The organism is Xenorhabdus budapestensis (assembly GCF_017743015.1).
Classification (GTDB): Bacteria; Pseudomonadota; Gammaproteobacteria; order Enterobacterales; family Enterobacteriaceae; genus Xenorhabdus; species Xenorhabdus budapestensis.
The window spans coordinates 2,770,070-2,786,444 of the sequence record NZ_CP072455.1 but is presented as its reverse complement, the minus strand read 5'-3'; the positions used below and the strand labels follow the sequence as shown (position 1 = coordinate 2,786,444).

7 protein-coding genes and 1 pseudogene are annotated in these 16,375 nt (G+C 42.7%); all 8 read left to right on the top strand.

The features are described from left to right. The first annotated feature begins 107 nt into the window (after positions 1 to 107). The 8 genes and pseudogenes from HGO23_RS12000 (at position 108) to HGO23_RS11965 (ending at position 16,315) form a co-directional block, all read left to right on the top strand. On the top strand, positions 108 to 1,505 hold the full coding sequence (locus HGO23_RS12000) for an alanine/glycine:cation symporter family protein (RefSeq protein ID WP_099134850.1): 1,398 nt from the start codon (positions 108 to 110) through the stop codon (positions 1,503 to 1,505). Between the two features lie 219 nt (positions 1,506 to 1,724). Beyond that, on the top strand, positions 1,725 to 2,549 hold the full coding sequence (locus HGO23_RS11995) for an ATP-grasp domain-containing protein (RefSeq protein ID WP_209026749.1): 825 nt from the start codon (positions 1,725 to 1,727) through the stop codon (positions 2,547 to 2,549). Positions 2,550 to 2,647: 98 nt separating this feature from the next. Then, entirely contained in the window at positions 2,648 to 2,806 is a 159-nt protein-coding gene (locus HGO23_RS19685) for a hypothetical protein (RefSeq protein WP_244589844.1), read from the top strand. 213 nt (positions 2,807 to 3,019) lie between these two features. After that, positions 3,020 to 4,171 (top strand): flagellar biosynthesis protein FlhB, encoded by a 1,152-nt coding sequence (flhB, locus tag HGO23_RS11985; protein ID WP_209026748.1) that lies wholly within the window; start codon positions 3,020 to 3,022, stop codon positions 4,169 to 4,171. Beyond that, positions 4,101 to 6,251 (top strand): annotated as a pseudogene (flhA, locus tag HGO23_RS11980) (flagellar biosynthesis protein FlhA); the annotation flags it as partial. The gene flhB and the pseudogene flhA, both read left to right, overlap by 71 nt. A 651-nt stretch (positions 6,252 to 6,902) precedes the next feature. After that, positions 6,903 to 8,546: a glycosyl hydrolase family 18 protein gene (locus HGO23_RS11975; protein ID WP_209026746.1), complete on the top strand. Its 1,644-nt coding sequence runs from the start codon at positions 6,903 to 6,905 to the stop codon at positions 8,544 to 8,546. An 82-nt stretch (positions 8,547 to 8,628) separates the two neighbouring features. Then, positions 8,629 to 12,225: a Tc toxin subunit A gene (locus tag HGO23_RS11970; RefSeq protein WP_209026745.1), complete on the top strand. Its 3,597-nt coding sequence runs from the start codon at positions 8,629 to 8,631 to the stop codon at positions 12,223 to 12,225. Further along, positions 12,218 to 16,315, top strand: coding sequence for a Tc toxin subunit A-related protein (locus HGO23_RS11965; RefSeq protein WP_209026744.1), 4,098 nt, complete (start codon positions 12,218 to 12,220; stop codon positions 16,313 to 16,315). The genes HGO23_RS11970 and HGO23_RS11965 overlap by 8 nt, the downstream gene beginning before the upstream one ends. Positions 16,316 to 16,375: the final 60 nt, after the last annotated feature.

Below are 16,375 nucleotides of genomic sequence, written 5' to 3'. Positions count from 1 at the left end.
CTTACCAGTAAGGTCGAATTAGTTCTTTCTTATTTCCTCAAAATATTCTTTTATTTAATTGAAGCATTTTTGTTACTAACTTGTTACGTAGAATTCCGAGGGTATATATGGAACTGATCACACAATGGTTAGGTGCAATAAACGGGGTTGTATGGGGAGTACCAATGCTGATTGGTCTTCTGGGGATAGGTATTTTCATGCAGATCCGCCTGTCTTTCTTGCCGATACGCAAGTTAGGGACAGGGTTCAAATTACTCTTTCAAAAAAATACACAACGTGGTGAAGGGCAAGTTTCCCCTTTTAATGCATTAATGACCGCATTGTCCGCAACGATAGGCACAGGGAATATAGCAGGGGTTGCAACGGCGATTGTTATGGGTGGGCCGGGAGCATTGTTCTGGATGTGGATGACTGCGTTGGTGGGAATGGCAACTAAATATTCCGAAGCTGTGCTGGCAGTACGTTACCGTGAAACAGATAAGAACGGTAACTATGTTGGTGGCCCCATGTACTATATTAAAAATGGATTGGGGGAAAAATGGGTATGGCTGGGAACATTATTTGCTTTCTTCGGAAGTATAGCTGGCTTTGGCATTGGTAATACGGTACAAGCCAACTCAGTTTCTGAAGTACTGCAAAGTAGCTTTGGTGTTGATAAAACTATAACTGCGGCGGCACTGGTTCTTCTGGTTGGTGCGGTATTGATTGGTGGTATCAAACGGATTTCTGATGTTGCAGGTAAACTGGTGCCTGTTATGACTGTAGGTTATCTGGGGGCCGGTATGGTCGTTTTAGGACTCAATGTGAGTGCTATTCCAGATGCGTTTGCCTTGATTATCAAATCCGCTTTCACTCCTGTTGCAGCACAAGGAGGATTTGCTGGAGCAGCAGTCTGGGCTGCAATCCGTTTTGGTATTGCCCGTGGTGTGTTTTCTAACGAAGCAGGTATGGGTAGTGCTCCTATTGCTCACGCTACAGCGAAAACCCAAAACCCGATCCGCCAGGGTTTAATTGCCATGTTGGGGACTTTCATTGATACCATTGTGGTATGTTCCATTACCGGGTTGACCATCGTTATTACTGGCGGTTGGTTGACAGGCCAGACAGGAGCAACATTAACAGCGGCTGCTTTCTCGTCAGTTATTCCGGGAGGCCATTACGTTGTTGCAATCGCACTGGCAATCTTTGCTTTTACAACTATCTTAGGATGGAGCTTCTATGGTGAAAAATGTATTCAGTATTTACTGGGAACAAAAGCCATTATTCCTTTCCGTATTATTTGGATCATTGCGTTACCGATTGGCGCAACTCAATCACTGAACTTTGTCTGGTTACTGGCAGATACACTCAATGCCATGATGGCTATCCCTAACTTAATTGCGATTGCGCTGTTAAGTCCGGTTGTGTATCGCCTGACGAAAGACCATATCTATGATGTTAATGCGGATAGCATTGAGATTAAGGCAAGTAGTGTTGAGATTAAAACCGCAATGAAAATAGATTAATAATTATTAAACCAATATAAATTGGAATAGTTTCCATGTCTCAAGCAGAGCGTTATCGTCCTGAACGCACGGATTGGGATATGGGAACATGTTATTTATGAAGGGGTATATATTATTAGTAAAATAATAATTATGAGGAACGACAATAAATAATAGCGATGTAGTACCTCATTTACAGCAGATTCTGGTTGATTCTACTGAAAATTGGGTTGATTGGCGTTGGCAGCAAAAAAGATGGGATTTTTTTGTCTGACTGTAGCGCGTAAAAGACGCCAGAATACAGAACGACTTTTTACTGATAGTGATGAAGTTTTCTTATTGGAATCATTATCGTTTGAATCTTTGCAAGATTGCGTTACCGGTTTGCAGCAATCTTATAATTTGTGCGCTATTTTTTGTCACGCAGGGCATGCTTCTGCCAGCGGGCAAATGGGTTGTATTGTTGCCGAAATATGTCAAAAAATTGGATTGCCTTATACTTCTCCCGCCTCCATTGCTACCTGCAACAACAAATTCCTTATGCGTCAGGCAATACAAACGCATGGAATTAGAACAATACGCCATGCACTATGTAATAGTGAAAAGGAGTTATATAAGCAAGCCAATAGAATTGGTCATCCGGTGATGGCAAAACTGCCTTTTGGGGCATGCTCAGCTTTTATTAAAAAGTGTTATAACTGGTTTGAATTGCAAGCTCATTACCAAACATTCACAGCTCACTATAAGCACTCAGCCGTAGTGGATTTTCTTGGAAATATTCAAACATATTCTACTCCTGAAGGCACAGAATACCTGAACCAGCCGGGGCAACGTATGTTACTGGAAGAATATATCCAAAGTATTGAAGATACTGTCGAATGTCTAATTACCCAGGATACTGTCTATCCGGTATTAATAAATGAAAAACTTATTCTGACAGAAAAAGATAATACGGTATTAGAAAATCTGCTCATTGCTCCTCCGGTTTCATTATTCGGAGGAAACTTTTATTACTCATCTTATAATGCAACATATTATTGCTACAGATATTGCCATTTTAGGTGAACGTTTAATAAAAGTTTGCAGTATGGGCAGGAATTGGTGATGGAATTGCGGAAGTTAGTCTGATATCCCGTGCGCAAAGTGAACCGGAAAGTCTGCGATTGCCCATTTTCAGTTTGCTGACTCTATTACAGATGACCGGTTTTGGAATAGGAATGCTGTTGGTTGCCGCCGTCCAGCGTTATCATTTTTTTCCACGGCTTGCCGCTAACAGTATTGGTCATCATTCTGGTATGGGGGCGGCGTTATACTTCCAGTAAGGCATAAATCTCATATATCCGTTGTTTTTCAAGTTGCGGTATCTTGAAACCCATCGGGTATAATGCCGCAAATATCCCTGCAAATTTTGCAGTGTTCCTGCCATTGAATTTCCTGGCTTTTGTCATGCTTAGCACAATTTTATTTGTCCTTTGCTGAGGTTTGTTGAGGGCAAATTTCCTGCGTGTAATAACAAATGCTCACCAAGGAAAGCCGTGGCTGAAGATAGCGATCTCGAAAAAACTGAAGAACCCACGTCCCATAAACGGGAAAAAGCGCGTAAAGAGGGGCAGATAGCGCGTTCAAAGGAACTCACCTCTATCCTGATGTTAACGGGAGGCGTCAGTCTACTTTGGATGAGCGGACAGTCGATCACTCACGAACTTTCATTGATGGTATTCGAAGGATTCAACTTTGACCATAACATGGTCAGTAATGATAAGCAGATGGTACAGCAGGTTGGCCGTTTATTAAAACAGGCAGTCTGGGCGTTGTTACCTGTGTTTATTGGCTTGGTTCTGATTGCCTTGAGTGCGCCGACATTGATGGGGGGGCTGATATTCAGCTCAAAATCCATCAAATTTGATCTGGCGAAACTGGATCCGGTTGCTGGCCTGAAGAAAATTTTCTCTATGAACGCATTGGCGGAACTGTTCAAGGCCATCTTGAAAGCATCAATGGTAGGAGGGGGAGCAGCCCTGTTTATCTGGGAGAATTGGCCTGCCATGCTAAACCTGACTACCCAAACACCCTTGGTGGCATTGAGTGATGCCATGCTGATGTTGATTTTTGCAGGCTACGTTGTCTTGTTTATGTTAATACCGATGGTGGCGTTTGATGTGTTTTATCAGATCCGCAGCCATCTGAAAAAATTGAAAATGACCCGTCAGGAGATCAAGGATGAATTTAAGGAACAAGAAGGAGATCCACATGTAAAGGCGCGAATTCGCCAACAACAGCGTGCGGCTGCACGTAAGCGGATGATAGCGGATGTGCCAAAAGCGGATGTTATTGTCACTAACCCGACCCACTATGCCGTTGCTTTACAGTATGACAGTAAAAAAATGAGTGCACCTAAAGTATTGGCGAAAGGAGCGGGACTCATTGCTTTACGTATTAAAGAAATTGGTGCGGAAAATCGCATTCCACTGTTGGAAGCCCCTCCATTAGCACGAGCGTTGTTTCGCCATGCTGAAGTGGGCGGCTTTATTCCGGCGGCACTTTATGCTGCCGTTGCTGAAGTGCTTGCCTGGGTTTACCAATTGAAACGTTGGAAACGGGAAGGTGGCCTGAAACCAAAATCACCTGAAAATCTGCCAGTGCCGCCAGCACTGGATTTTGCTGGAGAGAATAATCGTCATGGCTAATCTGGCCTCATTGTTCCGTTTACCGGGGAATATAAAAGGCTCCCAGTGGCAAATGCTTGCGGGGCCTGTACTCATCCTCATGATCTTGTCAATGATGGTACTGCCGTTACCACCATTCCTGCTTGATCTACTGTTCACTTTTAATATCGCACTTTCCATCATGGTTTTGCTGGTGGCGATGTTCACTCGTCGGACGCTGGATTTTGCGGCCTTTCCGACGATTTTGCTGTTTTCAACATTGCTGCGTCTGTCACTGAATGTCGCATCTACGCGTATCATTCTGATGGAGGGGCATACAGGAACGGCAGCGGCAGGACAAGTCGTAGAAGCTTTCGGTCACTTCCTTGTCGGTGGTAATTTTGCCATTGGTATCGTTGTCTTTGTTATCTTGATTCTGATTAACTTTATGGTGATCACCAAAGGTGCAGGACGTATCGCTGAAGTCGGCGCACGCTTTGTACTGGATGGGATGCCCGGTAAACAGATGGCAATTGATGCCGATTTGAATGCCGGATTGATAGGCGAAGATGAAGCCAAGAAACGGCGCGCTGAAGTCACACAAGAAGCAGACTTCTACGGTTCGATGGATGGGGCGAGTAAATTCGTGCGCGGCGATGCCATTGCCGGCTTGATGATCCTGGTGATCAACATCGTTGGAGGTTTGATTGTCGGTGTTGTCCAACATGGGTTGAGTTTGGATGATGCGGCAGAAGCCTATACATTGCTAACCATCGGTGATGGTTTGGTTGCTCAGTTACCGGCGTTGATTATCTCTACGGCAGCGGGTGTTATCGTAACCCGTGTCGCAACCGATGAAGATGTCGGCCAGCAAATGGTGACCCAGCTTTTTAACAACCCTAAGGTTATGATGTTGAGTGCTGGTGTATTGGGTCTGCTTGGTTTAGTGCCGGGAATGCCTAACTTTGTTTTTCTGTTGTTTACCGTGGCATTGGCGGGAGTAGGGTACTTCCTGCTTCGTAAGGATAAAGATCCATTTACGGTACAACACGAAGAGATGAAAGCGGTAGAAGAACAACAACAAACCGCAGAAGCTTCATGGTCTGATGTGCAACTGGAAGATCTATTGGGCATGGAAGTCGGTTATCGGTTAATCCCGATGGTAGATTTTCGTCAGAATGGCGAGCTGCTTGGGCGTATTAGCGGTATTCGTAAAAAATTCGCACAGGAAGTGGGCTATTTGCCACCCGTTGTTCATATCCGTGACAACCTTGAATTGGCACCAGCCAGCTACCGTATCATGATGAAAGGAGTAGAGATTGGCCGTGGTGAAGCTCATCCCGGACGTTGGCTGGCGATTAATCCGGGCGGTGCAGTAGGTGAATTGCAGGGTGATCTGACTCAAGATCCGGCTTTCGGACTGCCGGCTGTCTGGATTGATGACAGTTTAAGGGAACAGGCACAGGTACAGGGTTATACCGTTGTAGCGGCAAGTACTGTTGTGGCAACTCATCTGAACCATTTGTTGTCTCAGCACTCTAGTGAACTATTTGGCAGACAGGAAGCACAGCAACTGTTTGAGCGCGTCAGTCAGGAAATGCCGAAGCTGACAGAAGACTTTATTCCTGATGTCGTCAGCTTGACCACATTACATAAAGTTCTGCAAAGCCTGTTGGCGGAGCAAGTACCGATCCGTGACATGCGCACCATTATTGAAACACTGGCTGAACATGCATCGGTACAGACAGATCCTTATGAACTGACTGCCATTATCCGTATTGCTCTTGGTCGGGCGATTGCTCAACAATGGTTCCCCGGTGCGGATGAAATTAAAGTGATTGGTTTAGATGCGAACCTTGAACGTATTCTGCTTCAGGCATTGCAGGGTGGTGGTGGACTGGAGCCGGGACTGGCTGAAAGTCTGGAACGTCAAGCGGCAGAAGCACTGGAGCGTCAGGAAATGCTCGGTGCACCGCCAGTGCTGTTGGTCAACCACGCACTGCGTCCATTACTGTCTCGTTTTCTGTGCCGTGTGCTGCCCAGATTGGTTGTACTTTCTAATCTTGAAATTACCGATAACCGTCAGATAAGAATGACAGCGACGATTGGTGGTACAAGATAGTACTGGCAGTGAAGTTTTCTGCATAATAATAAATATAAGTGATCACTACGGTGATCACCTTATTATAGAAATAATCAATTCTCAGACTTTTTACATTAAAGCTGTTTTTTCATTTCATCTGGAACTAACTCAAAATCGCATTTTAATTCTCTCTTTATAAAATTGTTAATTCGGACATATCCTGTTATTGGTATCTTCTAAATAATATCTGACCTGGTTATTTAAAAAATATATCTCTTTCAATATTTATATAGTACATACAAAAATAGTAATTAATTTTGATATGAACTACCTCTGGATGGGGATATATTATTAAATATAATTTACTTCCTCTTATTAGATATATCCACAAACTTGCAATGCGGCAATTTTAAAATGAAGGATATCCTTGTATACCAATAATGCGATATTACATTAAGAAAATTAAGAACCTAATGAAATAGACTGTAAATATTGCAAAAATAATTTAATATTAATAATGATATTAAATTTGAAAGCTAGACAGGCGTCTTTCATTTGTAGTACGGTTGATAAGTATATTTTTTAGCAAGAATATTCTTAATCTGGATTCAGGTTAATTATTTTTAATATTCAAATTACATAAAGGATCTTCTGTTTATTAGCAGCAATGTAATAATAATGAGGTATAAAATGGATAAAACTGAAAAGAATACAGAAAGTAATCTTGTGTATAGTGTTGATCCTGGATATCAACATGAAGGTGCTCTTAAAGGTTATGGCAAAGAGGCAACGCAAAAAACCTATGCCCTCAACAATTATGATCCCGCCGCGAGCACGGATATCTTGACCTACACTTCTACTCGTATGGCCAAGACCGTGTTTAATACTTATGAGGATAACGATGATTTCAGTATCGCGTGTTATTTTACTGATTGGGCGCAATACGATGCCAGAGCGGTAGAACCATCGCCTCCAGATGAGGTATTAAAAAATCAGGGCGGTCGTGGCGCTGATTTAACTCGCGTTAAAGGTGATGCAACCAATGGTAGCCCCTTTAAAAAACTGATATTCAGCTTTGTTGGCATCATTGGTGATAAAGGGCCAAAAAAGGATACTATTTTATCGGCTGCTGCAATTTGGGGATTTGGTTCAGATAAGGATAATATTCCCGAAAGTTACACGGGTTGGCCGATCCCAATCGACCCGTGGGCAGATGTCAGTTCATTTTTCAACTGTGGTTTTAAAGAAGGGGCCGGAGGCATCGTCGCGAAGGATCTCTATGACCAGGAAAAAGCCAAAGGATTACTGGGTGGCTTCCGTGAACTGAAAAAAACTGACCCTAATCTGGAGATTTCCGTCAGTATTGGTGGCTGGTCAATGAGTGGTGCTTTTTATGATATCTGCCGCGATGATATCCACCGTAAACAGTTTGTTGAGGGGCTGAAAGATCTATTCAATCGTTTCCCAATGTTCAATCATATCGATATTGACTGGGAATATCCCGGCTCTGCGGGAATGGGAAATCAGTTTGATAAAGATGATTATATTTATTATAAAAAACTAATTGAAGAAATAAAGGCTGCCAATATTTCTAATTTAAAAGGGATTAGTATTGCGGCTTCCGGCGATCCGGAAAAAATTGATGATGCCCATATTCCTGAATTAATAGCCGCAGGAGTCACTGGTATTAATTTGATGACTTATGACTTTTTTACTTTAGGTGATGGTCAACTTTCTCACCATACCAACCTGTATCGAAATAAAGATGATAAGTATTCCAAATATTCCGTTGATGATGCTGTCCAGCATTTAATTAAACTTGGTATTGATGAGGAAAAGATTTTTATCGGTTATTCGGGTTATACACGTAATGCGAAAGGTGCAACTATTAACAATCAAAGTCCACTGCAAGGCACTTATACCGGAAGCGGTAATGTTGTAGGCAGTTTCGAATCCGCAGTTATTGAGTGGACAGACGTTATTTATAACTATGTTGATTTCGAAAATGGCATAGGCCGTAATGGCTATGAAATTATCCACGATGAAATAGCACAGGCAGATTACCTTTATAACGAAAAGCTGCAAGTCTTTATGTCATTGGACACGCCCCGCTCTGTCAGAGAAAAAGCCCGTTATGTCAAAGAAAAAGGATTAGGTGGCTTATTTATTTGGTCTGGTGATCAGGATAATGGCTTATTAACCAACGCAGCTCACGAAGGTTTGGGACGTAAAGTTAAGCATCAGATTATTGATATGTCACCATTTTATTTTGATGACGATAATCTCCCTTCTTACGATAAACCCAAAGAGCCACAATGCAAGGATTGTGTTTAATTCTCAATATCATGTTCAGATGGTTATTTAATTGATAACTGTTTGCTGAGTATGACCGAATCACTGAAATGGGATAATAAAAATGAGTAAGAATCGTGATTATTCTGACGGGCCGCAGAATATGAAAAAAGTTTCACCATTATTAGCGGTGGCGGCAGAAATACCTTTATCTAATTTAGCACTAACAAAAAAAAGCACATTTCCACAAGAAGAATATTCATCCACGACATTTTCATTGGTTGATGCACTTAAAAATTTAGGCTATCACTCTATTTTCGATATTGTCAGTGTGTCAAAGCAGCGTTTTGTTAAACGACATAACCAGTCTTTGACCGGTCATGCTGAGATTATCTTTGACAAAGCGGTGAGTATGGCTAACCAATTGGTTCAGCATTATCGGCAAAATTCACTCAGGCAACATGATAGGGAAAAAGCATCATTCCGAATTTCAGGCGCAGAGTATCAGGATGCTGGCGGACAAGTTGGAAAACTACCAGACTATAGCAGCCTGTTCCCGGAACCGTGGGATAATTTTTGTCAGCCAGATGCTATTGAATCCCTTGATAGTCCAGCGAATTACTTACTTGATCTTTATAAATTTGTTCAGCAAATCGAAGTCGATGGCACTAATCAGGCAAGAGTACTGGCAACAAGACGGGAAGATATCTCGCAGTTGATGTTGGACAGTGAGGCACTTTATAAAGAGGTGCGCGCCCTGACTATCGTGAATAATGTGTTGTCTGAAAGTGCCAGAAAATATATTGACCAGACTGGAGAAGCCACTAAGCCCGTTAATCAGGTGTTGGGAGAAACCCGCTTCCCCTTTACGTTGCCCTATAATTTAGCCACTCAACAAATCAATAGAGGATTAGCAGAAAATAACACTGAATTAGGCGCCGTGATCCAGCAAGTAGACACACAATTTCCGTGGAGTACAGGAACTGCAAAAAACCATCAGACTTTGCTGGCCTATACACAATTGAGTAATGAACAAATTGAGATATTAACTGAACCTGCTCATTTTTCTGAAAATTTACTGTCACGTGACCAATTGATGAAGTCTTACTACAGTGGCAGTACTACAGAGCTGGTGCCTGAAAAAGATATTTCACGGCACGCTTATATTGTTGCTCAAGAGGAAGGTATAAACGGGCCAACGAAATTAGTTGAAAATTCTCCCAATGCTTATGACACCATTTCCATCACCTGCAAAAATCAGGCAGGTAAAACCATCACAATTAAACTGCGGGCAGAAAACGTTTTAACTTACTATCGCATCAAGGCAAGAATGGTGCCGTTTGATAACTCTCCACCTTTCAGCCGACAGTTAAAACTGACCTATCTGGAAAGTGATAACCCTGATATCGGTAATCTGGATGAAGGGCCATATTTTGCCAATATGACCATTTACGCAGCTATTCCAGCAGAAAATAATCAACGAATTGGACAAGTTGTCGATCAAATAGATGGAGTTGTATTTCGGGCTATGAGTTATCGGTTAGCGATTGCTAAGTCTGGTACACCATCTTCCGAATTATCACCACAATCCAATGATTTTTTTGAAAATAATTATGGCCTGTCGGAAGGGCAAAGTGTCCAGCTCAAGCAATTGACTGTTTTTGGTGATCAAACTAATACCAAAGTTACTGAACTTGAAAATCTGTTTAGCAGTGGCAAATATCGGCCAATTGTTTCCCCGCATGTTCACTTCTCTAATACGATTTTCAGTAGTGAACAAACTTCGGCGACTTTTCCCGCACCTTATCATTATGGTGGTGTTTATATCAATGCCGGGCAGCGTGATGCGCTGGAAATTATCCGAACAGATGATGGGCGAGAAATTAAGGCAGTATCACAATTCCGTTATGACAGGTTAAATCGTTTTATCCGTTTACAGCGTTGGTTTGACTTACCTTACCATCAGCTTGATCTCTTGCTGGCTTCTGGCATAAAAGCTGAAACCAATAATCTGGACATGAGAATTACGGATAATATATTGAAATTATTAGGACTATTCCGGCATCTGAACGTTCAATATAAAGTGACAGCGGAAATGTTTGCCAGTTGGCTATATCAGGTGACACCATTTTCAATCAGCGATAACGTGCCATTCTTTGACCAGCTCTTCAATCAGACAAAACTGTTTGATCAACCGTTAGTACTGGATAATACAGAATTCAATTATATGGCAACTCAAGGAGATGATGCCAAAACGATCAAACAACTTTGTGCAGGGTTGGGCATTTCTTCGGTGACGTTCCAACTGATTGCCCCGCTTGTTGAAAATGTGTATACGCCAATACAGTCTGCGATGCCTGGAAGATTAAAGCGTAATCTTGATGTTGTCTCAAGCCTCTACCGTTTAGTTAGTATTCCTCGCACCTTTGGTCTTTCCACAGAAGATGGGTTGATTCTTGCTGATATTCTGACGAATGACCACGGTTATCTGGCTAAGCCACCTGTTTTCCCTCTGACTAATACTTCTGCCAACAGTGCGGAACAGAACAATCTTCTTATCTTCATCATGAAAATGGAGATTATGAGTGCCTGGTTGGTGAAAAGCAAAATGACGGCGGCAAAACTTTCCCTGATGCTGGGTAAAACAGTATTGCCTGTTGTGCCTACTGATAGCATGGTCACTTTCTTTAAAGGTATTGCTGCCGGGTTATCTGAAAATGTACTTTTATCATCGTCAGATTTTATCCGTCCAGAGCTGGTTGGAATCGACTGGTGGACATTACTGACAGGGGAACATGGACTACTTAATCAGCAAGGGTTGGTATTAGATATTCCACCAGAGTGGAACAAAACAGAGGAAAATCAAATCAGGGAAAAGGTCAAAGCATTGTTTACTGAAGAGGGAGCGGTTTCAGATAATGCTATTAATATTGTGGCCCAACTCTTGATTCAGGCCAAAAATGCACAGGATAATCTGCTATCCAGTGCGATTGCAGCGGAATATGGCGTGGAAAAGAGCCTGGTTCCCTTACAGCTTTGCTGGTTAGGCAGTAATGTTTATCAAGTTTTGAATATGATCCTAGCGGGAGTACCGGAAACCGCAGCGGATCTCAGTAGCCAATTTACCGATTTAACCTATAGCCTGCTTATTTATACTCAAATCATCAACACGTTAAAAATCAATAAAAACTTGCTGTTACTGCGCCTGACAAAACCAGAATGGCTTGGTGTGTTAAATAACAAAACCTCAAACTCATTGTCATTGGATGAAATATATTCTTTGACTCGTTATCAAGATTTGGTGAGCAGCGCCAATCAGAACGAAGACAAGTTGTATGATTATTTCACTTATGCGAATGAGGATCATACCAATCAGCTACAATCCAATCAGTCACAACCCAATAGAAAAACAGCCAGAAATGGCATTGATGATCACAGTGAAACATGTGCAGATATTCTTGCCGATATTTTGGGATGGGATGCCAATGAAATCTATCTGGCTTGTACTTTGCGAGCATTAACTCCTCCACAGGCACAAAATCTACTCCATATCGACTGGTTACGCAGATTGCAGCAACTTGCAACCAGTACAAACCTGTCAGTGAAAACCTTATGGGATGCCAGCGAATTAACAATCAGCACTGATTTCAACCTCTACCAGAGCGTTGGTGAAGCGGTTATGGCGGCCTTAAAAGCGCAAGGAGATATTGAGAATGTCTAATTCCATTGAAGCAAAATTACAAGAAGATTTGCGTGATGCTCTGGTCGATTATTATCTTGGGCAAATTGTTCCCAAAGGGGCAGATTTCCAGCGTGATCGTGAGAAAATCAAGAATGTTGATGATCTTTATGATTATCTGTTGTTGGATACACAAGTTTCTTCAAAAGTGACCACTTCACGTTTGTCCTATGTTACTCAATCGGTACAACAATATATTAATCGCATTATGCTCAATTTGGAGTCGGGCCTTGCCATGACTCAGGAAGAGATCGCCGATTGGCAGGAGTTTGCCAACCGTTATGGTTATTGGTCAGCCAACCAGCAACTCAGGCTATATCCTGAAATTTATGTTGATCCGACTCTGCGCCTGACAAAAACAGAATTTTTCTTTCAACTGGAAAGTGCATTAAATCAGGGAAAATTGACTGATGATGCGGCACAAAAAGCAGTTCTTGGTTATCTGAATCAGTTTGAAGAAGTGAGTAATCTGGAAGTCCTTTCCGGTTATGAAGATGGCGTAGACGTTGCCAACGATAAAACCTATTTCATTGCCAGAACCCGCACCCAACCTTATCGTTACTTCTGGCGCTCACTGGATATGATGCAGCGTAACACTGCGACCAATGAGCTGTATCCGACAGCCTGGAGTGAGTGGAAACCTATCAGTGTGCCATTGGAAAATGCCCGCAACGGTATTGTTCGTCCGGTGATTATGAATAATCGCCTCTATATTGGCTGGTTTGAGGTTTCAGAAGAGAAAGATGATAAAGAGAGCACAGCAATTCGTTACCGCACCAAGCTCAATATAGCGCATCTGGGGTTCGATGGTACATGGAGCAGCGGCACAACAGTTCGCGAAGAAGTGTTGGCTCACGCTATGGATAAAATGATCGCTGTGCTTGACCGGACAGGAAAAGAAGAGCGTTTGGCGCTGGTAGCCTTTACCCGTCTTCATGGTGAAGATAAGAACGGGCCTTATGATTATGACGAAGTATTCAGTTATATCTGTGACAATATGCTGATGGCTTCTTCAGATCTTCCTCCTTCAACAACGCATCTCTCTGACCAGGATGATTATGGTAATAAGCTGGTTTGGTTTTTCTTCCGTGAACCCGATAATGGGGGAATGGAAGAATTCAATCAGCTCATCCTCTATCCCGTTAACATCAATAGAAAATGGCCAATTGAAGGAGAAACGACATTTGAGGGCAAACTGGGCAATAAGGAAAATTTCAAGCTCAGTGCAGATTATGTGGAAGATACACTGGATATGTATCTGACCTCTACTTCAACCTACAAATACGATTTCAGTAAGAGTAAAAATATTTTGTATTGCATCTGGCTGCAGGATAAAAACGGTAACCGATGTTGGCTTGAATATAAGTCCCTGACCAAAGAAGATTTTGAAAAAGGTAACATCGAGCTTCATGCCCGCGTGAAACGGTGTAACAGTGATGACCTGAAAGATATCATTGTTGTTACTGGTTTCAGCTTGCCGAAAGAAGATGGTGACGATATTGGTGGCAGAATTAAGGTCACGCTAAGTGTTGGTAAATTGTTGCGGGAAAAATTCCAGATCAAACAGAGTAAACAGACTCAATATTTGCAATTCCCTGACAATCAATCAAAACCCGTTTGGTATTCCGGTAAGCAGACTCGCTTAAATACGTTGTTTGCTAAGGAACTCATTAGTAAAGCAAGCAAAAAGCTGGAACTAGTATTGAGTTGGGAAACTCAAAACCTGCATGAAGAATCCATCTCTGGCGGCGGTTCAGTACCGATTGATCTGGAAGGAGCGAACGGTATCTATTTCTGGGAATTGTTCTTCCATATGCCGTTTCTGGTGGCATGGCGATTTAATGTTGAACAGCGTTTTGAAGAAGCCAGTCGCTGGATTAAATACCTCTTTGATCCATATGAAAATGAAGATGAACCTGCATTGAAACAGGGAAAACCACGTTACTGGAACAGTCGTCCATTGCTTGATGATCCCAAAGAGACTTACAGTTTGATGCAACCCAGTGATCCTGATGCTATTGCCTCTGGCGAACCGATCCACTACCGCAAGGCGATTTTCTATTTCCTGGTCAGAAACCTCATTGATCAAGGTGATATGGAGTATCGAAAACTCCAGCCTACGGCAAGAACCATTGCCCGTCTGAGTTATGCCACGGCCAGTTCGCTGCTTGGCCGGCGCCCTGATGTGCAATTAGCCAGTTATTGGCAGCCACTGACATTGGAAGATGCGCTTTACCAATACGATAACAGTGAACTACGCCAATTGGAGATGCAAAGCCAGCCGTTGCCGTACATTCCGGTTGTGCACGACAACACTATCCGTGCCATTGACAATGATCTGTTTATGAAACCGATCAACAGCGATCTGACCGCGCTTTGGGATCGCCTTGAAAACCGGATTTACAATTTGCGGCATAACCTTACGTTGGATGGTAAAGAGATTAACATGGCGTTGTATGATGAAAAAATCTCTCCACAGGGCCTGATGAATCTGCGTTACCAACGTGTCGTGACAGCGCGTAATGCCAGCCGAATGAATTTCAATCCTCCCAATTACCGTTTTGAACCAATGCTGGCTCGTGCCAAAGGTGGGGTTGATACATTGATCCAGTTTGGCAGCACCTTATTGAGTCTGCTGGAACGCAAGGAAAGCCTGAGTTTTGAAAAATACCAAATGCTCCAGAACAGTGATCTGTACCGCTTTTCAATAGATCTGCAACAGCAGGAAATCAATATTAATCAGGCTAGCCTGGAAGCGTTGCAAATCAGTAAGAAAGCCGCACAGGATCGATATGAACATTTCAAATCACTGCATGACGAAAATATTTCACCAACAGAACAACAGATAATTGAACTTCAATCCCAATCGGCTTCTGCTTTACTGGCCGCTCAAACATTGCGTACTGGTGCAGCGGCATTGGATATGTTGCCTAACATTTATGGGTTGGCAGTAGGGGGATCGCGCTGGGGGGCAGCATTAAATGCCGCAGCCGAAATCATTATGATCAAACATCAGTCTGACAGTATCAAAGCTGACAGTTTGAGTGTATCGGAATCATATCGCCGTCGCCGTCAAGAGTGGGAAATACAGTACAAACAGGCGGAATGGGAAGTGAACTCTATTGATCAACAAATTAATGTGCAAAACTTGCAAGTTGAGGCTGCGAATAAACGGTTGGTACAGATTGCAGCTGAACAACAAAAGTCATTGGAATTGTTGGATTATTTCTCCAGTCGTTTTACTAATGAAAGCCTGTACACATGGATGATAAGCCAACTGTCAAACTTATATCTGCAAGCTTATGATGCCGTTTCATCACTGTGTCTTTCCGCGGAAGCCTCATTGCAGTATGAACTGGATTCAGAGCAAACCTTTATTGAAGGCAGCAGTTGGAATGATTTTTATCAGGGGCTGATGTCTGGTGAAACCCTGAAATTGGCTTTGCAGAGAATGGAACGTACCTACATTGAACAGAATTCACGTTTGCAAGAAATTACTAAGACCATCTCCCTGAAAGAACTTCGAAAAGAGATGTGGGATAAAGACCTGGAGACGCTGAAACAACATTCAGCAATCACTTTCAACTTACAAGAAGCCGATTTTGCAAAGGATTATCCCAATCTTTCTCATCGTCGAATTAAATCTGTCTCAGTTTCCCTTCCTATGCTGGTGGGGCCTTATGAAGATATTTGTGCGCAGTTATCGTTGGGCGTCAATGCCCGCATGGTAAAAGCCGATGTTCAGGTCATGGAAAAAGTCCTGAAAAATGGTCTTAGTGCTGATTCTCCCTATTGGGTACGTAGCATCCATCCTAACCAGCAGATCTCTCTGTCCAGTGGTATGAATGACAGCGGCATGTTCACACTGAATTTTGATGATGAACGTTTCTTACCATTTGAAGGATCTGGCGTCGAATCAAGCTGGACATTCGCCTTCACTAACCAGACACAAAATCTTGACAGCTTGACCGATGTCATTCTGCACGTCAGATATACGGCTAAAGCAGGTTCTTCTGCGTTTGGCAAAGCCGTCCAGAAACTACTGGCAGAATCCAAAACGGCGGACTCATAACCGCATGGTTTTGGCTTGTTACAGGTGATTTCATGATGAGCCAGCCTTCTGAAAAGGAGG